We start from the raw sequence: 23,879 nt of genomic DNA, 5'->3' as shown, positions 1-23,879 counted from the left end.
CCGGTTTTGCCGGGCTTTTCGATTTAATATATTTAAGAAATTCTTATTTCTTTCCTTTCTTCTGTTGCTCTGCCTGTTCCATCATCTCCTGCATCTTCCTGGCAAATTTTCCTTGTTTCTTTGGTTTCTTTTTATTCTCCTGAATCTTGGCGTGGATCTTATCTTCATCAATGATGAAGTTTTTGATCACTAACATGATACCTATCGTAATCATGTTAGAAGTGAAATAATAAAGAGACAGTCCACTCGCGTAGTTATTAAAGAAGAATAACATCATTAGCGGAGATAGGTACATGATGAATTTCATGTTAGGCATTCCCGGTTGCTGACTCTGCATATTCTGCCCCGTGGTCATCATCATATAAATGAAAATAGCGATAGAAGCAAGAATCGGGAAGAGACTTACGTGATCTCCATAAAATGGAATTGTGAACGGAAGTTCTGCAATTGTATCATAACTGGAAAGGTCATCAGCCCACAGAAATCCTTTTTGCCTTAACTGGAATGCGCTTGGGAAAAACTGGAATAAGGCGTAGAAAACCGGGATCTGCATCAAGGCCGGTAAACAACCACTCATTGGGCTGGCTCCCGCTTTACTGTACAGCTTCATTGTTTCCTGCTGCTTCTTCATAGGGTTATCCTTAAACTTCTCATTAAGTTCAGTGATCTCAGGTCTTAAAACCTTCATCTTAGCCTGACTTAAGTAAGATTTATAAGTTACCGGTGAAAGAACGATACGTACCACAATGGTCATTACTATAATGGCAATACCATAGCTTGGCAGGAATGAACTTAAAAACCCGAAGAACGGAATGAAAATATGCTTATTTATCCATCCGAAAATTCCCCATCCAAGTGGCATCACTTCGTCAAGGTTACGGTCGTAATTATTAAGGATCTGGTAATCACTTGGACCATAATACCAGTTCATGTTGTAATTTAACTCTCCACCTTTAAGCTGAAGTGGAAGCGTAGAGGCAAATGATTTAGTGTAAACAGTATCTACTTCTTCATCATCTACCAAATTCTTGGAAACGAATTTACCGGTTTCAAAAGGAGTGTCGGTAAGAAGAATGGAGGTAAAGAAGTGCTGCTTGTAGGCAACATATGTAACATCTTCCTCTTCATCATCTCCATCGGTTACATAATCATCGTCACCTCCGCCATATTCGTAAATAATTTCAGTGTAACGGTTTTCGTAAGAAATACTCTTGGCGTGTCTGTAACCCTTAAGTTTCCAGTCTAGTGTAAGAGGATTGGTAGAATTGAAGACATCATTTAATCCCTGAGAACGAATACTGAAGTCCATCATATAGTCGCCCGGTTTCAGTACATATCGGTATTCAAGATATTCGTTTGGCGAAACCTTCAATTTCATGGAGACCACTGTGTTTTCACCATTTTTGGTCACCGTAGGCTCAAAATACATGTTTTGAGTATCCAGAACTCGCCCGTCAGTTGTAGTGAAATTAATATTGAAAGCCGAGTTTCCATCCTTTATGAGATAAACCGGAATAGAGTCGTAAGTCTTGTAATTCTTCAGTCTTGCTTCGGAAATATAACCACCCTTGTTGTCGATCTTTAGTTCTAAAAGGTCATTTTCAACGGTTGTGGTATTTTCTGAAGCTGAAGGTAAAGTAGCTGAATATCCGAAAGCTCCCAGCTTGCTTTGCGCAGCTGCCACCGCAGCTGAATCTGTCACAGCCAGGTTGGTTTCAGGTTGTTCTATTGTTGGTTCCGGGGAGTCTACTACCTGTTCTGTTTGTCCTTCAGGTGTGATCTCTTCCGGAGCAGATTGATTCATGTACAACATCCAGATCAGGATTCCTCCAATTAAAACGAATCCGATGAGGGAATTGATGTCTAACTTTTTTTCTTCCATTTTAAGGTATAAATAAATAATGCGGTGTTTTCCGCTTTCAGTGCTTTAGTCAAATTCCTGACCAATTGCGGTTATTGTGCCAAGCTGGCACCATTTTTCTTTTTTGAATACTCTTTGGCTGCTTTTACAAAAGCTACAAATAACGGGTGCGGATTTGCTACCGTACTCTTGTATTCGGGGTGATACTGTACTCCAATAAACCATGGATGCTCGGGAATTTCAACGATCTCAACCAACTTTGTGTCAGGGTTGATCCCGGTGCTTACCATTCCTTGAGTTTCCAATTTATCAGCATATTTATTATTGTATTCGTAGCGATGTCTGTGTCTTTCAGCGATTTCTCGGGTTCCATAAACACTTTCAGCAATGGAGCCTTCCTTTAAAGAGCATTTCCACGATCCTAAACGCATGGTTCCTCCCATATGGGTGATCTCCTTTTGTTCTTCCATCAAATCAATGACAGGATGGGGAGTATTTGGATCCATTTCGGTGGAATTAGCATTTTTCAATTTGAGCACGTTTCTGGCAAATTCGATCACAGCCATTTGCATTCCCAGGCAGATTCCCAAAAACGGTAAGTTGTTTTCTCTGGCAAAACGTACGGCATCGATCTTACCTTCCACACCTCGTTCTCCAAAACCGGGAGCGACAAGGATCCCGTCCAAATGGGAGATCTTGTTCTGTATGGTGGTGTCATTTATGAATTCTGAATGAATGCTTTCAATATTGACCTTAACCTCGTTTGCGGCTCCGGCATGTATGAAAGCTTCCAGAATTGATTTATAAGAATCCTGCAGTTCAACATATTTTCCAATAAGCCCGATGGTTACTTCGTACTTCGGGTTTTTATGTCTCTTCAAAAATTCATTCCAATGGGTTAGGTTTGGAGAGGTTTCATCTGAAAGTGCCAGTTTCTTTAAAGTCACTTTGTCAAGACCTTCCTCCAGCATCATATTTGGAACATCATATATAGTAGAAGCATCTATAGACTGTATCACTGCCTCCTGCTTTACGTTGCAGAAAAGTGCCAGTTTTCTTCTAATATCGTCAGACAGTTCATGTTCTGTACGGCAAACAAGGATATCTGCTTTGATCCCGCTTTCCATCAACGTTTTAACGCTGTGTTGAGTAGGTTTTGTCTTTAATTCACCTGCGGCAGAAAGGAAAGGAACCAGGGTCAAATGAATGACAAGGGCGTTATCATCACCCAATTCCCATTTCAATTGACGAACTGCTTCAATATATGGAAGTGACTCAATGTCACCTACAGTACCACCTATTTCGGTGATCACAATGTCATACTCATGATTTTTGCCAAGTTGCTGAATGCGTTCCTTGATCTCATTAGTAATGTGTGGAACGACCTGCACCGTTTTTCCAAGAAATTCCCCGCGGCGTTCTTTTTCGATCACGCTCTGGTAAATTCTACCGGTGGTGACATTATTTGCCTGTGAGGTATTTACGTTCAGAAAACGTTCGTAATGCCCCAGGTCCAGATCTGTCTCGGCTCCATCTTCGGTAACATAGCATTCCCCATGTTCGTAGGGATTCAAAGTTCCGGGGTCGACATTAATGTAGGGGTCAAGTTTCTGAATAGTGGTTTTATAACCACGCGCTTGTAATAATTTCGCCAAAGATGCAGCTATAATTCCTTTTCCCAGGGAAGAGGAAACGCCGCCGGTGACAAAAATATACTTGGTTTGGGCCATTATGAAAGTGTGTTTGCTGCGTTGTTTATTCAGGGCGCTAAAATACAAAGAAGAATAGAAAAAGAAACCATCTAAGCGGGAATATGTTATGAAAACTTTAAGGCTTTTAAAGGCTCAAGGCGATGAAGTACCTAGCGCGGATACTTCTGCCGTATGGTTCTCAAAATCTGCTCCATACCATTTACTTTCATTTCAAGCACCTGCTGAAGCTGGTCGCCTAATTTTCCCTTCGGAAATCCCTGCTGCCTGAACCAGACCAGATAGAATTCAGGAAGTTCAGAAAGGTATCTTCCTTTATACTTTCCGAAGAACATTTTAGCGTGGGCCAGGTCGATGAGGGCCTTATAGTCTGGTTGAGGATACATGCCGCAAAGTTCAGGAAAAACTTTTCTGAAATATCATTTTCAATACACTTTTTTAAAGGCAGCAGCAGGTAAAGGTTAAATTCATTATAAATGTAAATAGCCCGTTTGAATGTTTTTTCGGGTTTTAAGTATCTTCCCTAAAAATCAAATTTATGGCAGTAATCGGATCTATTATTAAAGGACTTATCCACGCCCGGGATGCGGTAGTATCTGACCCCGATCCATATGAGGCGCAGGAGAAAGTGCTTAAGGGCCTGTTGGAAAAAGCCAAAAACACCGCTTTCGGGAAGCATTATGAATTTGAGAAGATTCTCCAAAGTGATGATGTGCAGACCACATTTGCAGAAAAGGTCCCTTTTTTCGATTACAATAAGATCAATGAAGAGTGGTGGAGTAAGATGCATGACGGGCAAGAGAATGTTACCTGGCCGGGGAAACCACCTTACTTCGCCAGAAGTTCTGGTACTACCGGGAAGTCCAGTAAACGCATACCCGTTTCCGATGATATGGTGGAAGCTATAAGGCAGACAGGTATTAAGCAGGTGGGAACTCTCTCCAACTATGACTTGCCTTCCGATTTTTTTGAAAAGGAGATAATGATGTTGGGGAGCTCTACGAACCTTGATGAAAAAGAGGATCATGCAGAGGGCGAGATCAGCGGGATCAGTGCGAGTAATATTCCCGTTTGGTTCCGGAATTTTTATAAACCGGGGGTGGAGATCGCAGAGATCGATGACTGGGATGAGCGGGTGCTTGAAATAGCCAAAGAAGCCCCAAACTGGGATATTGGCGCGATCACCGGGATTCCTTCCTGGACCGAGTTGATGATCAAAAAGATCCTGGAATATCACGATCTAAAAAACATTCACGAGATCTGGCCAAACCTGCATGTTTACTCAACCGGAGGGGTGGCTTTTGAACCTTACGAGAAGACTTTCGAAAAATTGCTTGCGAGGCCTGTTACTGTTATCGATACTTATTTAGCTTCGGAAGGTTTCCTGGCTTTTCAATCCAGACCAGAGACACTTGCCATGAAGTTGGTTCTTGATAACGGGATCTATTTTGAGTTTGTGCCCTTTAAACCCGAATACATCAGTGAAGACGGCTCAATAAAGGAAAATACTCCGGTAGTGCAGCTAAAGGATGTCAAGGAAGAAGAGGAATATGTTCTAATAATAAGTACGGTTTCAGGAGCCTGGAGATATCTCATTGGTGACACCATAAAGTTTACAGATGTAGCACGTCACGAGATCAAGATCACCGGAAGGACTAAATTCTTCCTCAACGTGGTTGGATCCCAGCTTTCTGTGAATAAAATGAATGATGCCGTGAAAGAACTGGAAAAGAAATTTAATCTTACAATTCCTGAATTCACCGTCGCTGCGGTAAAAAAGGACGGGGAATTCATTCATAAGTGGTACCTGGGTGTAGAAGGTAAGGCTGATGAAAAGGAACTGGCAGAAGCCCTGGATGAAAGTCTCCAGGAAGCCAATAAGAACTATGCCGTGGCGAGGAGTAAAGCCTTAAAGGGAGTGGAAGTGGTGACCGTAGATCCTAAGATTTTTGTTGAATGGAGCGGGGCCAATAAGAAAAAAGGCGGCCAGGTAAAAATGGAAAAAGTGATGAATGAGGAAAAATTCGCCAAGTGGGAGAAATTTGTGGAAGAGCAAAATCCCGGCCATTAACCTCCTTCTTTTTCGGCTGTTTCAAGATCTTCTTCGAACTTGTTTACGAGTACAATGATCTCTTCAGGGGAAAGGTATAATCTCGCGATCCTTTCTTTATACGTGTCGGAAAGATGTGAATGATTCAGTATAAAATCCTTGGTTGCCAGAATGTAATCTCCCATCCCGTGGTTGACAGCAAAGGTATCTGCGGCCCTTTCTGCCTCTTTTATATATTTTGAGGAGGTAATATACCGCATTCCAAAGATGACAAGACCCATGGCGGTTTTGTCCCGGTAATCCATGATATGTCCCAGCTCATGACCCAGCCAGCCGATCAAAACTTCGGAAGGAATATCGGCCATTGAGAATTCTTCTTCTTCGATAACGAATCTGCTGCTTATGAAAATGTAATAACTGCGGTCTTTTTTTCCTTTGAAGAGGTTGCTGAATTTAGGTTGGGCCTGCATAAAGGATTTTTTGATATCATCTTTATATCGGAATTCAATCTCCACATCCTTCAATTGGGGGTAATAGGACAGGGCAATTTTTGCCTCTTCTAAAATATCTGCGGGAATTGTTTTGTTGTCCTCAAAAACGACTTTTTTACTCATAGTTCGGTTTACTCCACATCCTGTTATGCTCAACAGAAGTGCAAGGGTTGATAATAGTATGGTGAATTTTCTAACCAAATCTTTTGGTATGAATTGTTTTGTAGTCTGTTCCTTTAATGTAAGAATTCTCAAGGGAAACCGAAAGAAAACTTCGTAAAAAACTTTTGGGGTATACCCTTGTTTTTGAGTAAATTAAATGAGCTGACAAAAAACCAATTATTATGCCGGAATTACCAGAAATAGCCTTGTTCAAGAAATACGTGGATGCGACTTCCCTTCATAAAAAAATTACCAGCTTGTCCTTTCCTGATACCAGTCTGCTTCAATCTCCAAAATCTGATTTTGAAAAGGCACTTAAGGGAGAAGAGTTTGATGAGACGTCCAGGATCGGAAAATATTTGTTTCTGAAAACTACCGCAAAACCTGTTTTAGTACTTCATTTTGGGATGACCGGGGAACTGGAATACTATAAGAATCAGGATCCACCTAAATATGCAAAACTCATTTTTCATTTTGAAAACGGTTATCAACTGGCTTATGCTTGCAGACGGAAACTGGGGAAGATCTATTTAGCCGAAAGTATTGAAGAATTCAAGAAAGATCATTTTTTGGGAAAAGATGCTCTTGATCTGGAAGAAAAGGAATTTTTGGAACTGTTAGGCCAAAAGTCCGGAAGTATCAAGGGAGCGCTTACTGATCAGCATATGGTCGCAGGGATAGGAAATGTATATTCTGACGAAATGCTCTATCAATGTAAGATCCACCCGAAGACCAGGACGGGAAAGCTTTCAGATTCCGATGAAAAGCGGCTGTTTAAAGAGATGAAGAAAGTGTTGGAAATGGCCATAGATAAGGAAGGCGAGCGCTCGGAATTTCCTTCAGATTATCTGATCTCTCATCGCAAAGAAGGGGAGAAGTGCCCGAAGTGTTCTGGCAAGATAGAAATGATCAAGGTTTCCGGCAGGAGCACATACTTCTGCCCTGAATGTCAAAAAGAAAATGAATGAAAGTGCATATAGGTTGTTCGGGGTGGAATTATAAAGACTGGCGCGGAAAGTTCTACCCTGAAAAACTCGCGGCTAAAAATTGGTTAGAATATTATTCGGGGCAATTTAATTCCGTAGAGGTAAATAGTACTTTCTACAGGTTTCCGAAAGATGAATATGTGGAAAAGTGGCGTGAAACTGTGCCGTCTGACTTCTTATTCACTCTAAAAGGAAGCAGATATGTGACGCATATGAAAAAGCTGAATGAGGTGGAAGAAAGTGTTGCACAGTTCAGTGAGGTTGCAAAGATTTTAAAAGATAAACTCGGAAGTGTTTTGTGGCAGTTGCCTCCCAGTTTGCATAGGGATGGTGATCGCCTAAAAGACTTTTGCTCGCTCCTGGACCCTGATATCAAAAATGTGATCGAGTTCAGGCATGAATCCTGGTATGATCAAGAAGTATATAATTTACTTGCAGATCATAATGTGATCTTTTGTGCTATTTCAAGTCCGAAGTTCCCGGAAGAAATGGTCACCACGGGAAAAACGGGTTACCTGCGTTTCCACGGTAAAGGGAAGAAATGGTATGATTACCTGTATTCCGAAGATGAACTTAAAGAATGGTATGACCAGATCATGAAAACCGACCTGGAGGAGATCTTTATTTATTTCAATAATGACATGCACGCAAATGCCCCTGAAAATGCAAGGGAATTAAGAAGTCTTTTCGAAAATTAACTTCAAATAGTGATCTCCAGACCGTCATATCCCGGGATGATTTCTAGTTTGGGGGTAGCAAAGGCTTTTAAGGTCTTATTGGCTTTCTGTATATCATCAAAATACCAATTCCCATAATGATTAAACGCTATCCTGTTGGTAAGCGGCCCAAGAATACGAATAAGATCGGGGATGCCTGTGTGCCCGAAGATCTTATCTTCTTTTCGCCTGATCATACCTCCCTTTCTTATAAATGAGCCTTCGGTTATTATCAAATTCATATTCGGCAGATCCCGCAACTCCGCCTTTTCGATCCAGGCCATGTCTCCTGTGATCATGATCCTTTTATTTCCCTTTTCAATGATATACGCATACGATCTTAAATGCAAGGCATGAATTACAGGAATGGGGGTGAACCGGTAGTCATCAATATGGAAGGGGCCGGAAATTACATTAAGGTTCGGAATAAGTTCATTTGATTCGGGACCGAAAAGAGGTATTTCGGGAGTGAATATTTGATCATCGAAAACAAAAAACGCGTGATCGGGATGAAAATGGGTGAAAACAACAGCTTCAGGAGAGTATTTTAAATAGGTCTCTTCTCCTATATCCACAAGTATTTTGTCATCGATCAAAATTCCGCTGTAATTGCGGTGTTTCGGCGCTGAGGGTTTTATCTTTCCGCGGGTGCCAAGGATCTTAACCTTCATACTTTAAGATTAAATTCCGAAGGGGTAAGTTTCAGGAACCAGGTGACCGTCCGGTTTGATATGCAAAGGATGGAGAGCCTTGGTTTTGTCAATGAACAAAAAGGCATCATAGCGGTCTGAAATGATTGAAGGTACATAATTTCCCCTCTCACTATGTGGATTATAGACCACACCCACCGCACGGTGTCCCAGCTTTTCACTAAAGATCTCTTTTAGCGGGGAGTTATCATTAAAGATCAGTAATTTGTTGGTGCCTTCAAACTGGTGAAGGATCTTTTCCAGACTGCCATCAATGGCTTTAGGTAGTCGCATTTCCTGCATTTCACCACCCCAGAATTCACCGGCAGTGACAGAGCCTTCATAAGAACCAAAACCTACTAGTACCACTCCTTCATCCTGATGTTGCTGCCGCACCAGTTGCCCAACATTATGCATTCCGTGCGCTGCCATATCGGTAGCGCGAGCATCGCCAATGTGTGTGTTGTGTTCCCAAATGATCACTTTTGAATGGTGGTCATGATAATCCATAAGAACATTGAGGGTTTCTACCATATGAGAATCCCGTACGTTCCAGGATGAACTGTCAAAAGAGGCCATGGCCTCGTAGTATTTTTCGGCGTTCTTCATCACCAGGGCATTCAATTCTGTATTTAACCCGGCTTCCCGCTCATCCTTATATTTTTCTATATTCTGTCTTACTTCCGTCAGCAATTGAACCACCTCATTCCTGCAACGCTGGTTTAATCCCCGGTACGCGGTTGCATAAGAATCATTTTTCCGGTAGGGTTCAAAACAGTCGGCCACTCTTCTCGCGAGGCCTGCAATATCAGGATCTTCTTTTTCGAGGTAGTTTACAATTACTTCCATGGACTCCCATAGACTGTAAACATCCAATCCGTAAAAACCAATTTTTTCTTCAGAAGCCAATCCGGAATTATAATTTTTGAGCCACCGGGCGAAGGCGGCCACCTCCCAGTTTGCCCACATCCAGGTAGGCCAGCGTTTGAAGGATTGAAGCACTTCAGTAATGCTTGAACCGGAATCAGGCAGGTCTTTGATCCATCGGTTTATTTTATAGCAGTCTGGCCAATCGCCTTCTACAGCAATAAAAGAAAAGCCCTTTTCTTCAATGAGTCGCTTGGAGATCTCGGCGCGCCAGGTGTAATATTCGTGAGTTCCGTGGGTGGCTTCTCCCAAAAGCACATATCTGGAGTCACCAATTCTTTCCAAAAGTGGATCCAGGTCTTCTGCATTTTCCAGCGGCCTGATATGCTTTGCTGAAAGGTCTTCTTGTGACGTAAAATTTGAAATCCAGTTAGCCATGCAAATTTATTTTTGATTGTACTGTATTGAAAATGAGTGTATAAATTACGAAATATCTTTCTGGGAAGCTTCCATTTAAGGGCGGGCTTTAGAAAATTTTAAATGGCTGTAGGAAAATTTTAAGGAGGATTTGGTTAAATTAGAGATATGGAGGTATTTCAAATTATTATAGGGATCCTGATCATCCTTATTACTTTTCTCGATTTTTTCCATACCACTTTCTCCGGTAGGGGTTTTGGTTTCCTATCAGGTGCATTGAACAGGTTACTCAATAATATGATTCTTCAAAACCGGAGCCGATCTATCTTTAATTTTTCAGGGCTTACACATCTTTTGATTACCAGTTTTGTGTGGATGGCCCTTTTATACTGGGGAACCTTTATAATCTTTACTGCCGGAGATGAAATGGTGATAAACAGTACCACGCATTTACCGGCGACCACCGTACAGCGGTTTTATTTTACCTGTTATTTACTTTCAACTCTGGGAATAGGAGATTTTATTCCGGGAAATCAAACTAGTCAGGTACTTGCGGGCATTCTGTCATTTACGGGCTTCGTTCTCATCACGACCGGCTTGACATACCTATTAAGTGTGGTTCAGGCGGTGCTTGGGAAAAAAGAACTCTCATTTTTACTTTCTACAATGGGATGTGATGTGGAACAAATCTATAAGTTCTATAAACAGGAAGATGATCTTTCAGGCTTTGTTTCCGATGCCGAAAACCTGCGTCAATTAATATTGAAAAACGCGAGTTCTTACCTGGCTTTTCCTATGGTGAATTACTTTCTTTCTAAAGAGCGGGATTCGGCTTTGATAGTGCAACTGGCCGCCCTTCATGAAGTTCTGGAAGTGTTGAAAATGGATTGGGCTCCTAATACAATCGAGCATACTAAGATCAACGTGGTGATCAATGCTATAGAACAATATTTAAAACTGGGTCTGGAATCTCCCGAAGATGCGCCAGACAAGCTGGATTCGCTGACTACCCTGAGAAGTTTCTGGAGGAAATATGGTTATGTATATAAGCGGTATTCAGATATGGACCGCCGTCTTACAGCCAGTTTGAGGTATGCGGGATGGAACTGGAAAGAAGTATATAGGTTAAAAGAGCAGCAATGATCTTTAATCGTTGATGGATTTTCGTAGTCGTTTTTGAAGATGGGCATCTATCTGTACCCTGGTTGCGATCTGCTGATACTTTTCGACCGATAAACCAACATTTCTTAGGGTCTCTTCTATATCTTTTTGAAAGTCGATCTGCATATTTTCGATCTCTTCAACAATACGAGTGTATTTTATTTCTTCTTCTTCGGAAAGATTGAGTTTCTGTTTAGGATCCAGGTCTTGTTTATAGAGTTCGTTGAAACGCTGAATCTCCATTTTTTCCTCTGAAACAATATCGATCATGTTTTTCTGGATCTCCTTATCTAAGGCCCGTAAATCCCTAAATACCTTACTGAATTTTTCCAGTTCTGAATCTGATATTTCCGGCAGGTCATTTTGGGCAAGTAATGGTGTACTGAATAAAATGAAAATCAATAGAGAGCCTGCTATTTTTCTAATGCACATTGGGAGGTTTTAAATGGTTCGTGCAAACCTAGAGTGATAAACAGGTAAAATTCAAATATTTGGGTTCAAATTGAGATAAGTTTTACAAAGTTTAACGTTATTAAGAGGATATTAAAAAGGCTCCTTATCAGGAGCCAATTTTTATTCGTCAACTTTATTTTCAATGTCTGAAAGGTCAGCCGGGATTTGCCCTTTTAGAAGATCCTGAAATGTTTCACGTTCTCTTATAAGATGGGCTTTGTTATTGTGCCATAAAACTTCCGGCGGCCTAAATCTGGAGTTATAATTACTGGCCATTGAAAAGCAGTAGGCACCTGCATTGTCAAAAGCGAGAATATCTCCTTCTTTAATTTCTGAAATCCTGCGATTGGTCGCGAAAGTGTCAGTTTCGCAAATATATCCAACCACCGAGTAGAATCTTTCTTTGCCTTCAGGGTGTGAGATGTTGTGGATCTCATGCCTGGAACCGTAAAGCATAGGTCTTATCAGGTGGTTGAATCCGCTGTCTACCTGGGCAAAAACAGTAGAAGTGGTTTGTTTGATCACATTTACCCTGACCAGGAATTTTCCGGCTTCACTTACCAGGAATTTTCCCGGTTCAAAAGCCAGGGTAAGTTCTTTTCCATATTCCTTACAAAACTCCTTGAACCTTGCGGAAAGTTTCTCTCCTAACTCTTCAATATTCGTTTCAATATCCCCTTCTTTATACGGGACTTTAAATCCGCTTCCAAAATCAATAAATTCAAGTTCCTTAAAGTTTTTAGCGGTTTCAAAAAGAATTTCCGAAGCATACAGGAAAACCTCGATATCCAGAATATCACTTCCCGTGTGCATGTGAATACCGTTAATGTTCATTCCGGTGTTTTCCACGATCCTAAGCAGATGCGGGATCTGGTGAATTGAAATACCGAACTTGGAATCTATGTGGCCTACTGAAATATTGGTGTTACCGCCGGCCATCACATGCGGATTGATCCTGATGCATACGGGAATTTCAGGATGTTTCGAGCCAAATTGCTCCAGAATTGAGAGATTGTCAATGTTGATCTGTACACCCAATTTCGCCACGGCTTCAATTTCCTCCAGAGAAACACCGTTTGGAGTGTAGATTATTTTTGAGGGATCTACACCGGCCTCCAAACCTAATTTTACCTCCTGGATTGAAACGGTATCAAGACCGGCATCGAGCTGCTTGAAAAGTCGAAGGATGCTGATGTTCGATAAGGCCTTTACAGCATAATTGATCTTAAGATGCTTTACCTGGTTGAAAGCATTCTTTAACCTGTTATATTGAGAAATGATCTTTTCTGAATCATAAACATAAACCGGGCTGCCGAATTCTTCTGCGATCTTTAATAAATCCTGATTATTCATAGGTGGAAAAAATTAGTTTGCAAAAATATACCGTATTTTGATGAGCACCACACTAAAGTGGTGAAATTAACCAATTCTAACAAATTGTTATTTTTAGAACAGTTAGCAGCCTTAAAATTTTCTTTTCAGAAGTTATTTTTGTCGGTCAGGTTATAAAATTTCTTTCGACTCACTAAATAAACCTAAGAATTTTGTAATTTAAAAACTGTAAATCAAGTAATTATGACTTCTCGATTGGCTTTGTTTCCCTTACAAAATGTGGTCTTTCCCGGTGAAGATCTTCCATTGCATATATTTGAAGAACGGTACAAACAATTGATCGAGGATTGTGAGACTACAGGGATAACATTCGGTATTCCGGTATATCTCAATGACAGGATAGAATACGGGACAGAAGTTGAGCTGGTCAAAGTCGTTCAAAGCTACCCTTCAGGAGCTAAGGATGTTATTTGTAAAGGCCTTAAGGTATTCAGGGTTACCGAATTTGATTATAAAGAAGAAGGGAAAATATATGCCGGCGGTGATGTTGAATTCATAGAAAATAAAGATGAGCATGAACCGGAACAAATAGAACAGTTGATAGGCCTTATCACAGAGTTGTACATTCATCTGGAAGTGCCTGGTCCCAAATTAGACATGAAAACCTTCCGCAGTTACACTTTAGCTCATAAAATTGGGCTTTCACTTCAGCAGGAATACACACTGCTGACAATGAATTCAGAAAAAGAAAGACTGGCCTACCTCATAAATCATTTATTGATCACAATTCCTATCGTTCAGGAAATGAACCGGGCCAAATATGTCATTGAACTCAATGGTCACTTCAGGAATTTTGACCCGTTGGATTTCAGGGAATTCCGTCTTCGAAAAAAATAAAAACACCTCTGGCTTACCGACTGTTTCCGAAGTTAAAAAAGATTGGCAGAATCCTATAATGTTTGTTACTTTTGTGAACCTAATAAACACAGAAGAAACACCTCATTATGAACATACACGAATATCAAGGAAAAGAGATATTGAGCAGCTTTGGCGTACGCGTACAAAGAGGTATCGTTGCACAAGATGCTAAAGAGGCAGTAGATGCTGCAAAAAAACTTACTGAGCAAACCGGAACCGGATGGCACGTAATCAAAGCACAGGTGCATGCCGGTGGACGTGGAAAAGGTGGTGGAGTGAAGCTTGCTAAAAATCTTCAGGAGGTAGAAGAGATCGCAGGACAGATCATAGGAATGAATCTGGTTACTCCGCAAACTTCTGCGGAAGGAAAGAAAGTTCACCAGGTATTGGTGGCTGAGGATGTATATTATCCTGGAGAAAATGAGCCAGATGAGTATTACATGTCTGTACTTCTTAACCGTTCTACAGGGAGAAATATGATCATGTATTCTACCGAAGGTGGGATGGATATCGAAACTGTTGCTGAGCAAACACCGCATCTTATCTTCAACGAGGAAGTTGATCCTGCAGTAGGCTTAATGCCTTTCCAGGCCAGAAGAATTGCTTTCAACCTTGGATTAAGCGGAGCGGCATTTAAAGAAATGACCAAATTCGTAATGGCTCTTTACGAAGCTTATACAAAATCTGATTCTTCATTATTTGAGATCAACCCGGTGTTAAAAACGAGTGATGATAAGATCCTTGCAGTTGATGCGAAGGTGACTATTGATGAAAACGCACTTTTCCGTCATAAAGACTATATGGAAATGCGAGATATTCGTGAGGAAAACCCGGTTGAAGTAGAAGCTAAGGCTGTTGGTTTGAACTATGTGGATCTTGACGGTAACGTAGGTTGTATGGTAAATGGTGCAGGTCTTGCAATGGCTACCATGGACTTGATCAAACAAGCCGGTGGAGAACCAGCTAACTTTCTTGATGTTGGAGGAACTGCAGATGCAAAAAGAGTAGAAGAAGCTTTCCGTTTGATCTTGAAAGACGAGAATGTAAAAGCTATCCTTATTAATATTTTTGGTGGGATCGTTCGTTGTGACCGTGTAGCTCAAGGAATTGTTGATGCCTATAAAAATATGGGTGACGCGATCACTGTGCCTATCATTGTTCGTCTTCAGGGAACTAATGCTGATATCGCGAAAGAATTAATTGATAACAGCGGATTGGATGTTCACAGTGCTGTGGAATTCCAGGAAGCTGCAGATAAAGTACACGAAGTTCTGGCATAACCAGATGACATATTTAAATACTCCGGAAAGCCTCAATTTATTGAGGCTTTCTTTTTTTTTAATGTATTCGTAATTACCATTTTTTCTAATTTTTTTCTTAGAGGTGTAACAAAAATATTTCCCATACGGTCTTTTGGATAAATACATCAATCATATTTAATCATTAAAACGAAGCCTTATGAGAAATTTAAAATTCATGTTTGTCGCCTTAGTCTTGGCAATGAGTACTTCAATGTATGCGAATGCAGATCGTTCAACCAATCATCCTGAAAATTTAAAAAGGACTTCTGTTTCTTATGAAATAGAAAAGTTGTTACGAAACTCAAGTCTTGTTATAGAAGAAGACTTTACTGTGACCGTGATCTTTATGGTAACCCAGGATAAAAAGATAGATGTTAGAAGTATTTCTTCCCCAAATGAGGAAGTGAACAAATTCCTGGAGATGAGATTACAGGATCATAAATTAAAAGGAAAAGGATGGTTAGCTGAAAAATTGTATGAATTACCAATACAGGTGAAGGCAAAGAAATGATCTTCTCCTATTGAGAATTAAATCCGACTTGATGTCGGATTTTTTTTTGCTTAATTGATCTATTAATTAGTATAACTTCTTAAAAATCAGTTAAAAAATGAAGGAGATGTAACATTCAGCTTTTTGAATAGTCTTTTAAGTAAATCATCAATCATCAAAGAGTCAATCAATCTAAAAACGAATTATCATGAGACATTTAAAATTATTGTTAGTCGGAGTTTCTTTCATTATGAGTTCAGCGGTATTTGCAAATACGGCTCATAAATTGACCAATACCAATTCCATTACTTCGGAAATTGAGAATTTGATCCAGGAGTCCTGTCTTCAGGTAGACGCTCATTACACAGTAACCGTATTCTTTTCGGTTTCAGATGATCAAAAGATCCAAAGTCTATCAGTTGCAAGTTCTAATGAGGAAATTAATCAATTCCTTCAGAAGAAGCTTGAAAATAAGGAGCTTCCCGGAGAGTTTTGGAGAACCGGTAAAATTTATGAGATCTCGGTAGTCCTGAGCTAAAAAAAAGAAAAAACTATTATTGTTGAGTTTAGTTTCCCGGTTCTTGCCGGGATTCTTTTTTTATAGATGCAGCCCGCATTCGGTTTTCGGGTTGTTATTCCATCTTCCGTTACGGTCTTCCCCCGGCTGGGTGCAATGAGAACAGCCAATGGAGTTAAAACCTTTAGCGACTAAAGGGTGGAAGGGAAGCTGGTGCTCTTCAATAAAGGCGTCCCTTTCTTTCCTTGTTACATCTAATAAAGGGTAGAACTTTAAAATCTCCCCACGGTATTCAAAAATATCAAGTGAAGCCCTGTGATCGCTTTGCCATTCCATAAGTCCGCTTACCCAAACCGTGTATTTAGATTTGATAAGGTCAAGAGGTTTCACCTTATTCAAATAGCAGCAAAAATCAGGATTCTTGTTCCAGGTTTCGTCCTGCCGGGTGAAATCATGCTCTTCTTTGAGGGCGCTAATAGATTTAACCTTCAGCCCGTAAAGATCTGTAAGTCGCTTTTTGTATTCGATGGTCTCTGCAAAGTGATATCCGGTGTCAATAAAATATACCAGTTGATCTGTATTTGCCTGAGAAAACAGTTTCAATAAAAAGGCTGAAGTCGCGGCAAAAGAACTGGTAAGCATAACCTCGGGTTCACTGAAGTCATTATATAATTCCCTGATCCTTTCTTCAATGGATAGAGATTTATATTTGCTATTTAGGTATGCTATTTCTTCAGTAGAAACTTCTCTTTTTTCGGTTAAGATTTCCATTCAGGGGGTTATGGTTTTTTCTTGGGCTCGTTCTTTTTGGGCATCGGTCCACGCTTGTAGATGACCAGCCCGTTCAGGAAATTCCGAAGAAATTGATCTCCGCATTCCATATACTTAGGGTGGTCTTCACTTCTAAATATAGCCCCGATCTCACTTTTGGTGACCTTAAAATCTACGAGCGAGCAGATGTGGACAATATCGTCGTCACGTAATTTCAATGCAACTCGTAATTTTTTAAAAACGTCATTATTTGATAGGGCCATTCTTTTGATTTAATGTAGACGGGCAAAAATAAGGAAGTTTCATCATTCATAGAAACTTCCAAGGGTTAAAAGATAGGAAATTTTAAGATTTCCAAGTCTTAAATGTCAAAAAGTCAGTTTGTTTGAGGGTGATTGCGACATAATGACGCTTATTTTCAACTGGTATTTGTTTTGCTAATCGTTTGATGTGAAACTTAATGTTAAACCTAAAATATATAGAGATATGAGCTTAATTAAAAGAAACGAGGCCAATTGGCTGCCATCAGTTTTTGACGATATGTTTAAAACAGATTGGTTAGGGGGAACCACTAATGTTAACAGTATTGGAACCAGTATTCCTGCAGTGAACATTATGGAAAGCGATGATAATTTCATGGTTTCTGTTGCTGCACCAGGAAAAACCAGGGAAGATTTTACTATTGAATTGGATAATGATATTCTGACCATTTCTTCTGAAGAGAAAAAGGAAAATGAAATTACAGAGAAGAATGGAAGGTTTACCCGTAAAGAGTTTAACTATACCAATTTCAAAAGAGCTTTCAGTCTGCCTGAAACTATTGACAGTGAAAAGATCTCTGCTGCCTATAACAGCGGAGTATTGGAGATCATGCTTCCAAAGAAAGAAGAAGCCAAAGTACAGCCAAAACGAATGATCGAGATCTCGTAATATAAGGTCTCAGAAATGACAAAAAAAACGCTCTTTTTTCGGGAGCGTTTTTTTTATGCATCTCCACCTACAGGCGGAGGTAATTCACCAGTACCTGTCAAATATGTCATTTTTGAAACCTCTTCTTGATTATAAAAACTTACCTGTTTGACATGCTCAACGTATGACTTACGTCATAATCTGTTAACCGTGATACTTCTAAATTAGTTGCGCAACTAAAACGTTGTAGGAAATGTCTATTAAGAGAAGGTCATTTCCACATTATAAGAACAAAATATCAACAGATGAAAAGTTTACTATTAGGTAATGAAGCACTTGCGCAAGGTAGTATTGATGCTGGTTTGTCGGGTGTTTACGCTTATCCCGGCACTCCTTCAACGGAAATCACTGAATATATTCAAAGGTCAAAGCTTGCAAAGGAATTAAAGATACACACGACCTGGTCTGTCAATGAAAAAACGGCCATGGAAGCCGCTTTAGGTATGTCTTATGTTGGAAAGAGGTCTATGGTGGTCATGAAACATGTGGGCCTGAATGTGGCTTCTGATGTCTTTATGAATATGTCGGTTTCCGGAGTAAATGGCGGACTCGTAGTTGTAGTAGCCGATGATCCTTCAATGCACTCATCGCAGAATGAACAGGATTCACGTTTTTATGGGAAATTCGCTATGATCCCAATTTTGGAACCATCAAATCAGCAAGAAGCCTATGACGTTATGTTGTATAGCTTTGAACTATCGGAAGAACTAAAATTACCTGTATTATTAAGAATGGTTACCCGTTTATCACATTCCCGGGCAGGTATAGAAGTAAAGGACAGACGTGAACCAAACAAAGTAAATTTACCGGCTGATACTTCCCGATTTGCTTTACTTCCTATGAACGCGAAAAAGCAGTATGATCTTTTGGTCAATAAACAGGATACTTTAATTGAACATTCTGAAAATTCATATTTAAATAAGTTAAAATTAAGTAAGGACAAGGGCATAGGGATCATAGCTTGTGGGCTGGCCTATAATTATGTGATGGAAAATATAGGAGAAGAGGAATCTAAATATTCCGTTTTGAAGATCTCTCAATATCCTTTACCCAAACAAAAAATTAAAGCTTTATACCAGCACTGTGATGAAATCCTGGTTATAGAAGAAGGCTATCCTATAGTAGAAGAGCTGCTTCAAAATTATTTTGATGAAAATGATAAAATAAAAGGAAGATTGTCTGGTGACCTCCCTCGAACCGGAGAATTGAATCCTAACATAGTTGGCAAGGCTTTAGGTCTTTTTCAGAATAGTTTAAAATCTATCCCTTCTATAGTTACTCCAAGACCTCCTCAACTGTGTGAGGGTTGCGGTCATACAGACCTTTTTAATACTATAAATGATTTGATACCTGAGATCGGGAACAAAAACGTGTTTGGGGATATTGGTTGTTACGCGTTGGGTGCTTTACCACCTTTGAATACCATTAATACCCTGATCGATATGGGAGCTTCCATAACTATGGCAAAAGGAGCTGCAGATGCGGGATTGGAGAATGTTATCGCGGTTATTGGTGATTCAACTTTTACACATTCCGGTATGACAGGGCTTTTAGATGCCGTATATGAAAATACACCAATTACGGTTATTATTTCAGACAACTCTGCTGTTGCTATGACAGGAGCTCAGGAATCAACAGCAGTTGGAAGATTACACAAGATCTGTTTGGGTATAGGAGTTCATCCTGATCACCTGAAAACCATAGTGCCTCTTAAGAAGAACCACGAAGAAAATGTAGAAGTTCTGCGGAATGAATTGAAATATAAAGGTGTTTCGGTCATTATTTCTGAAAGACCCTGTGTTAGATTATCCAGAGATCAGAAGGAACAAATTAAAGCCAGAATTGCGTCATTGAACTAGAGTATTTGACTTAAAAATTAAACAAATGAAAACAAATATAATATTATCAGGAGTTGGTGGTCAAGGTATTCTCACTATTGCCGCGGTTATGGATACGGCTGCTTTAAGCGAAAATTTGTTCATTAAACAATCAGAAGTTCACGGGATGAGCCAACGCGGCGGTGCCGTTCAATCACATGTAAGAATATCTGATAAGGAAATATTTTCTGATCTCATTCCGGAGGGAAAAGCTGACCTTATTTTATCGGTTGAACCCATGGAATTATTAAGATATATGCCTTTTTTAAAGAAAGACGGCTGGTTGGTTACAGATTCAGAAACTTTTGTCAATACTACCAATTATCCTGAAAAAAATGATCTGTTTGATCAGATTAAAAAGCATCCGAATAATGTAATTGTAGATGCAACTCAAATCGCTAAAGATATAGGGAATTCAAAAGTCGCTAATATGGTTTTACTGGGAGCAGCATCTGCCATAATTCCTTTATCAGAAGACAGTATGATCGACGCTATCAAGAAGTTGTTTCAGCATAAAAGTGAGAGAATTATCAAATTAAATCTGGAAGCTTTTAATAAAGGTAAAAAAGTAGCCGAAGGGATCACAGATCTGCCCACCAGTAAATAAAAATAAGTATCGAGGATAAATTTAAAAGATTTATTCTCGATACAATTTTATGCCTAAAGCGATTTGCGCAAACCTTAGTTGGTTATTGAATGGTCGCTTCGGAAGTTTTGAGTGCCTTTTTTATCGTTTCAGATAAGATCACAACTCCTTTTTCAATGTCATCCTTTGGCATGTTTGAAAAAGCAAGTCTTAACCTGTCGTCCTTTCTACTGGCTGGGTCAAAGGTCCTGCCCGTTACAAATACAACCCCTTTAGTAACAGTTTCCTTGAAAATGTCTGTAGACTTTATATGTGGTGGTAATTTAAGCCAGATATAAAAACCTCCTTTCGGTTCATTCCAGGTGATCTCTTTTGGCATATAGGTTTCCAGATGTTTTTGAAGTAAGTTCTTACGTTCCAGGTATTCACTTCTCAAAAATGTCAAATAAGGCTCCAGTTTTTGTTGCGCTAAGAATTCATTGGCTAATATTTGCATGAAATTAGAAGTACAGGCATCCAAGGCTTGTTTAACCGTTTCAGCTTTTTCGAAAATCTCTTCAGAAGACAACATAAAACCTAATCTGAAACCCGGGCCAAGTATTTTTGAAAATGATCCCGTATAAATAATTTCCACATCCTTGACACCAAATGATTTCATGGGTTTGATCAGGTGTTTTTCGTCTTCATTGAAATAGAGATCGCTGTAAGCATCATCTTCAAGTAATATTATTCCTGTACCGGATAAAACTTCCAAAAGTTGTTTTTTTCTTTCAGGTGTGTAAATGATGCCGGCGGGATTATGATAGTTGGGCGTGACATATAAAAATTTAGGCTTTCTGTTTAAAGATTCAATTTTACTTTTTAAGGCATTAATATCAATACCATTTTTATCAATGGGTATACTATGGATCTCAGCTCCAACAGTTTCAAAAACCGACAGGGCTCCTACAAAACACGGATTTTCGGTTAATATGATATCCCCTTCGTTCACAAACTCTTGGGTAATAATAGAGATAGCTTGCAGCGAACCTGTAGTGATCAAAATCTTATTATCCTCAATCGCCAATCCCTTATTTTTCAAATAGCTTTCCAATGATTTTATCAGAGGGGGATAACCCGATGTGGGGCCGTATTGAAAACCTAATTTTTTCGTGTCTTCAGGGAGAGAATTATAAATCTCATCAATTTGTTTAACAGGAAACAAATCATTGTTTGGCATTCCCCCGGCAAATGAGATCAGGCTTTTTCCGGATGCCTGTTTCATCAAGCGTTTGACGTCTTCTGAATGCATGGAGTTAACCGCGTTCGAAAATGCATACATACCCTAAAAAGATTAGTTGTTCTATCAAAATAACAAAGATGTAATCAATTGGATTGTGATGAAGGTCAGTTAATGTCCTATTTAAAATTTCTTCCTTTACAATTATTAAATTCTTTGTAATATATGCTTCATTCAAAATTAATACATCCCAAAAGTATTGTTGTTGTTGGAGGGTCTGATAATATTCATAGTCCCGGGGGCAGAGTTTTAAAGAACCTGATCGATCACCAGTATAAAGGACAATTATTTGTGGTCAATCCCAAACAGGATTGTGTTCAGGGAGTTAAAGCTTACAACCATATCAATGATATTCCCGAAGTAGACCTGGCTATAATCGCGATCTCGGCAAAATATGTCTTTGAAACCGTCAAGGTTCTTACCCAACAAAAGAATACTAAAGGCTTTATAATTTTTTCTGCCGGGTTTAGTGAAAAAGATGAAAACGGTGAAAAGCTGGAAAAGGAAATTGTTGAATTGATCAATAAAGCAGGCGGAAGTTTATTAGGTCCTAATAACATCGGATTAATTAATAATTATTATACAGGAGTTTTTACAACACCAATTCCTAAACTTGATGAAAAAGGAGTTGATTTTATATCAGGTTCTGGTGCAACAGCGGTTTTTATCATTGAAGCGGCTAAAAGTATGGGCCTCACGTTTTCGAGCATTTATACCGTTGGAAACAGCGCTCAAGTAGGAGTGGAGGAGATCCTGGAATATTTGGATGACTCTTTTAAAAAGGAAACTAGTTCAAAAGTAAAGCTGCTTTATATTGAAAGCATTAAAAACCCGCTTAAGTTCTTAAAACATACAGCTTCCTTGATACGCAAAGGTTGCAAAATAGCTGCTATAAAGGCTGGTAGTTCTGAGGCAGGGAATAGGGCGGCTTCCTCACATACGGGAGCTATAGCTAATTCAGATGTTTTTATAGATACCTTGTTTAAGAAAGCGGGAATTATTCGCTGTTATGGCCGAAATGAACTTATTACAGTTGCGGGCATACTTCAGCAAAAAGAATCCGAAGGAAAGAACATTGCCATCATCACCCATGCCGGAGGACCCGCAGTAATGCTGACAGATGTCTTGTCAAAGAACGGACTCATAATTCCTCATTTAGAAGGAAAGGAAAGCGAAGCCTTATTAAACCAGTTGTTTGACGGCTCTTCCGTATCCAATCCTATTGATTTTTTAGCGACAGGCAACGCTGAGCAACTGGGATCCATAATTGACTATTGTGAAACCGCTTCCGAAATTGATGCGATGGCTGTTATTTTCGGGAGTCCGGGCTTAACAACAGTGGATGATGTATATGCAGTGCTGGATGAAAAGATCAGGACGTCTAAAAAACCCATCTATGCCATCTTACCGTCAGTGGTAAATGTCAAGAATGAAATTCAGGAGTTTATAAAGAAAGGGAATATTGCGTTTCACGATGAAGTGTTATTCGGAAATGCTTTGACTAAGGTATATAATCATTCTTCGATCAGGGATGAAACTAAAGATCCTGACTTTAAAAATTTCCAAGAAGCAAGAAAACTGGTAGATGCGCTTCCTGATGGATACATGTCGACAGAATCAGCTGTTACCTTGCTGGAATATGCAGGAGTAAAATTTGCAACTCCCTATAATGTTAAGAATGAAGTAGAGCTAGACCAGGTTTCGAAGTCTATACCCTATCCTGTGGTTCTTAAGGTTGAAGGACCCTTGCACAAATCTGATGTAGGCGGGGTCATTTTAAATATTTCCACTGAAGCCGAACTGCACGACAGCTTCTATAAGTTGATGCGAATTGAGGGCGCTACTTCGGTTATAATTCAGCCAATGATAAAAGGAATGGAACTATTTATCGGAGCAAAAAAGGAAACCAATTATCCTCATGTCATCTTATGCGGAATGGGAGGCATTTTTGTGGAAGTATTAAAAGATATAAGTGCGTCGATGATCCCTGTTTCAGAAAACGTTGCTTTAAAAATGATTACTGATCTAAAAGCATATCCAATTTTAAAAGGTGTGAGAGGTCAAAGTGGGATAAACATCAAATTATTTGCTGAAACTATAGTGAACATTTCAAACTTGTTGCTCATGGTTCCTGAAATTGCAGAAATAGACCTCAATCCTCTTATGGCTACTGCAAAGGACCTGACCGCTGTGGATGTAAGGATTCGTTTAGAAAGAACAGATGAAAAGCTACAGCCTAATGAATTCAATGAGATCGCTTAAGCTGAGGTTTTCAGA

General features: G+C 39.6%; 23 protein-coding genes. 12 read left to right on the top strand and 11 right to left on the bottom strand.

Features of this window, described 5'->3' with window-relative positions; all coding sequences use genetic code 11:
• Positions 1 to 43: 43 nt before the first annotated feature.
• The 3 genes from yidC to ACFQ1G_RS05075 all read right to left on the bottom strand — a co-directional run bounded on the left by yidC (position 44) and on the right by ACFQ1G_RS05075 (position 3,956).
• Complete coding sequence (gene yidC / locus ACFQ1G_RS05085; protein ID WP_380737248.1) at positions 44 to 1,882, bottom strand: membrane protein insertase YidC; 1,839 nt, start codon at positions 1,880 to 1,882, stop codon at positions 44 to 46.
• Positions 1,883 to 1,953: 71 nt separating this feature from the next.
• A complete protein-coding gene (locus ACFQ1G_RS05080) occupies positions 1,954 to 3,591 on the bottom strand; it encodes a CTP synthase (protein WP_380737246.1) in 1,638 nt (545 codons plus the stop codon).
• A 131-nt stretch (positions 3,592 to 3,722) separates the two neighbouring features.
• Positions 3,723 to 3,956: a DUF3820 family protein gene (locus ACFQ1G_RS05075; protein WP_380737244.1), complete on the bottom strand. Its 234-nt coding sequence runs from the start codon at positions 3,954 to 3,956 to the stop codon at positions 3,723 to 3,725.
• A 152-nt stretch (positions 3,957 to 4,108) separates the two neighbouring features.
• On the opposite strand from ACFQ1G_RS05075, the gene ACFQ1G_RS05070 reads away from it, so the two are divergent.
• Positions 4,109 to 5,641, top strand: coding sequence for a GH3 family domain-containing protein (locus ACFQ1G_RS05070; protein WP_380737242.1), 1,533 nt, complete (start codon positions 4,109 to 4,111; stop codon positions 5,639 to 5,641).
• Here ACFQ1G_RS05070 and ACFQ1G_RS05065 read toward each other — a convergent pair.
• Positions 5,638 to 6,234 (bottom strand): hypothetical protein, encoded by a 597-nt coding sequence (locus ACFQ1G_RS05065; RefSeq protein ID WP_380737240.1) that lies wholly within the window; start codon positions 6,232 to 6,234, stop codon positions 5,638 to 5,640. The two genes, ACFQ1G_RS05070 and ACFQ1G_RS05065, sit on opposite strands and share 4 nt — an antisense overlap.
• A gap of 221 nt (positions 6,235 to 6,455) precedes the next feature.
• Here ACFQ1G_RS05065 and ACFQ1G_RS05060 point away from each other — a divergent pair, with 221 nt between their 5' ends.
• Both ACFQ1G_RS05060 and ACFQ1G_RS05055 read left to right on the top strand, forming a co-directional pair.
• Entirely contained in the window at positions 6,456 to 7,241 is a 786-nt protein-coding gene (locus tag ACFQ1G_RS05060) for an Fpg/Nei family DNA glycosylase (protein ID WP_380737238.1), read from the top strand.
• Complete coding sequence (locus ACFQ1G_RS05055; RefSeq protein ID WP_380737236.1) at positions 7,238 to 7,957, top strand: DUF72 domain-containing protein; 720 nt, start codon at positions 7,238 to 7,240, stop codon at positions 7,955 to 7,957. Before ACFQ1G_RS05060 ends, ACFQ1G_RS05055 begins: the two co-directional genes overlap by 4 nt.
• Positions 7,958 to 7,959: 2 nt before the next feature.
• Here ACFQ1G_RS05055 and ACFQ1G_RS05050 read toward each other — a convergent pair whose 3' ends face one another.
• Entirely contained in the window at positions 7,960 to 8,646 is a 687-nt protein-coding gene (locus ACFQ1G_RS05050) for an MBL fold metallo-hydrolase (RefSeq protein WP_380737234.1), read from the bottom strand.
• A 9-nt stretch (positions 8,647 to 8,655) separates the two neighbouring features.
• Positions 8,656 to 9,969 carry an erythromycin esterase family protein gene (locus ACFQ1G_RS05045; protein WP_380737232.1) on the bottom strand — a complete coding sequence of 438 codons (1,314 nt, stop codon included), beginning with the start codon at positions 9,967 to 9,969 and terminating at the stop codon, positions 8,656 to 8,658.
• Positions 9,970 to 10,116: 147 nt separating this feature from the next.
• Here ACFQ1G_RS05045 and ACFQ1G_RS05040 point away from each other — a divergent pair, with 147 nt between their 5' ends.
• Positions 10,117 to 11,091, top strand: a complete 975-nt coding sequence (locus ACFQ1G_RS05040; RefSeq protein ID WP_380737230.1) for an ion channel — start codon at positions 10,117 to 10,119, stop codon at positions 11,089 to 11,091.
• Between the two features lie 3 nt (positions 11,092 to 11,094).
• On the opposite strand, the gene ACFQ1G_RS05035 is transcribed toward ACFQ1G_RS05040, so the two are convergent.
• Both ACFQ1G_RS05035 and lysA read right to left on the bottom strand, forming a co-directional pair.
• The gene (locus ACFQ1G_RS05035; protein WP_380737228.1) at positions 11,095 to 11,541 is read right to left on the bottom strand and encodes a DUF4168 domain-containing protein; all 447 of its coding nucleotides are present in this window, start codon (positions 11,539 to 11,541) and stop codon (positions 11,095 to 11,097) included.
• Positions 11,542 to 11,682: 141 nt separating this feature from the next.
• A complete protein-coding gene (lysA, locus tag ACFQ1G_RS05030) occupies positions 11,683 to 12,915 on the bottom strand; it encodes a diaminopimelate decarboxylase (protein ID WP_380737226.1) in 1,233 nt (410 codons plus the stop codon).
• 222 nt (positions 12,916 to 13,137) lie between these two features.
• Between lysA and ACFQ1G_RS05025 the strand changes: the two genes are divergently transcribed.
• The 4 genes from ACFQ1G_RS05025 to ACFQ1G_RS05010 all read left to right on the top strand — a co-directional run bounded on the left by ACFQ1G_RS05025 (position 13,138) and on the right by ACFQ1G_RS05010 (position 16,141).
• Entirely contained in the window at positions 13,138 to 13,791 is a 654-nt protein-coding gene (locus ACFQ1G_RS05025) for an LON peptidase substrate-binding domain-containing protein (protein ID WP_380737224.1), read from the top strand.
• A 107-nt stretch (positions 13,792 to 13,898) separates the two neighbouring features.
• A complete protein-coding gene (gene sucC / locus ACFQ1G_RS05020) occupies positions 13,899 to 15,092 on the top strand; it encodes an ADP-forming succinate--CoA ligase subunit beta (protein ID WP_380737222.1) in 1,194 nt (397 codons plus the stop codon).
• 178 nt (positions 15,093 to 15,270) lie between these two features.
• Positions 15,271 to 15,624 carry a hypothetical protein gene (locus tag ACFQ1G_RS05015; RefSeq protein WP_380737221.1) on the top strand — a complete coding sequence of 118 codons (354 nt, stop codon included), beginning with the start codon at positions 15,271 to 15,273 and terminating at the stop codon, positions 15,622 to 15,624.
• A gap of 187 nt (positions 15,625 to 15,811) precedes the next feature.
• Entirely contained in the window at positions 15,812 to 16,141 is a 330-nt protein-coding gene (locus tag ACFQ1G_RS05010; RefSeq protein WP_380737220.1) for a hypothetical protein, read from the top strand.
• 60 nt (positions 16,142 to 16,201) lie between these two features.
• Here ACFQ1G_RS05010 and ACFQ1G_RS05005 read toward each other — a convergent pair whose 3' ends face one another.
• Both ACFQ1G_RS05005 and ACFQ1G_RS05000 read right to left on the bottom strand, forming a co-directional pair.
• Positions 16,202 to 16,891 (bottom strand): phosphoadenylyl-sulfate reductase, encoded by a 690-nt coding sequence (locus ACFQ1G_RS05005; RefSeq protein ID WP_380737218.1) that lies wholly within the window; start codon positions 16,889 to 16,891, stop codon positions 16,202 to 16,204.
• Between the two features lie 8 nt (positions 16,892 to 16,899).
• Positions 16,900 to 17,154, bottom strand: a complete 255-nt coding sequence (locus ACFQ1G_RS05000; protein ID WP_380737216.1) for a DUF1456 family protein — start codon at positions 17,152 to 17,154, stop codon at positions 16,900 to 16,902.
• Between the two features lie 223 nt (positions 17,155 to 17,377).
• Between ACFQ1G_RS05000 and ACFQ1G_RS04995 the strand changes: the two genes are divergently transcribed.
• The 3 genes from ACFQ1G_RS04995 (at position 17,378) to ACFQ1G_RS04985 (ending at position 20,344) form a co-directional block, all read left to right on the top strand.
• The gene (locus ACFQ1G_RS04995) at positions 17,378 to 17,821 is read left to right on the top strand and encodes an Hsp20/alpha crystallin family protein (RefSeq protein ID WP_380737214.1); all 444 of its coding nucleotides are present in this window, start codon (positions 17,378 to 17,380) and stop codon (positions 17,819 to 17,821) included.
• A 284-nt stretch (positions 17,822 to 18,105) separates the two neighbouring features.
• Positions 18,106 to 19,719, top strand: coding sequence for a thiamine pyrophosphate-dependent enzyme (locus ACFQ1G_RS04990; RefSeq protein WP_380737212.1), 1,614 nt, complete (start codon positions 18,106 to 18,108; stop codon positions 19,717 to 19,719).
• A gap of 25 nt (positions 19,720 to 19,744) precedes the next feature.
• Positions 19,745 to 20,344, top strand: a complete 600-nt coding sequence (locus tag ACFQ1G_RS04985; RefSeq protein WP_380737210.1) for an indolepyruvate oxidoreductase subunit beta — start codon at positions 19,745 to 19,747, stop codon at positions 20,342 to 20,344.
• 82 nt (positions 20,345 to 20,426) lie between these two features.
• Here ACFQ1G_RS04985 and ACFQ1G_RS04980 read toward each other — a convergent pair whose 3' ends face one another.
• Positions 20,427 to 21,644 (bottom strand): aminotransferase-like domain-containing protein, encoded by a 1,218-nt coding sequence (locus tag ACFQ1G_RS04980; protein ID WP_380737208.1) that lies wholly within the window; start codon positions 21,642 to 21,644, stop codon positions 20,427 to 20,429.
• A 123-nt stretch (positions 21,645 to 21,767) separates the two neighbouring features.
• Here ACFQ1G_RS04980 and ACFQ1G_RS04975 point away from each other — a divergent pair, with 123 nt between their 5' ends.
• Positions 21,768 to 23,864, top strand: coding sequence for an acetate--CoA ligase family protein (locus tag ACFQ1G_RS04975; protein WP_380737206.1), 2,097 nt, complete (start codon positions 21,768 to 21,770; stop codon positions 23,862 to 23,864).
• Positions 23,865 to 23,879 lie beyond the last annotated feature (15 nt).

This window comes from Salinimicrobium gaetbulicola, assembly GCF_042676025.1.
In the GTDB taxonomy this organism is placed as follows: domain Bacteria; phylum Bacteroidota; class Bacteroidia; order Flavobacteriales; family Flavobacteriaceae; genus Salinimicrobium; species Salinimicrobium gaetbulicola.
Note: the sequence above shows the minus strand (reverse complement) of the source record. Positions and strands in the feature narration are given on the sequence as shown.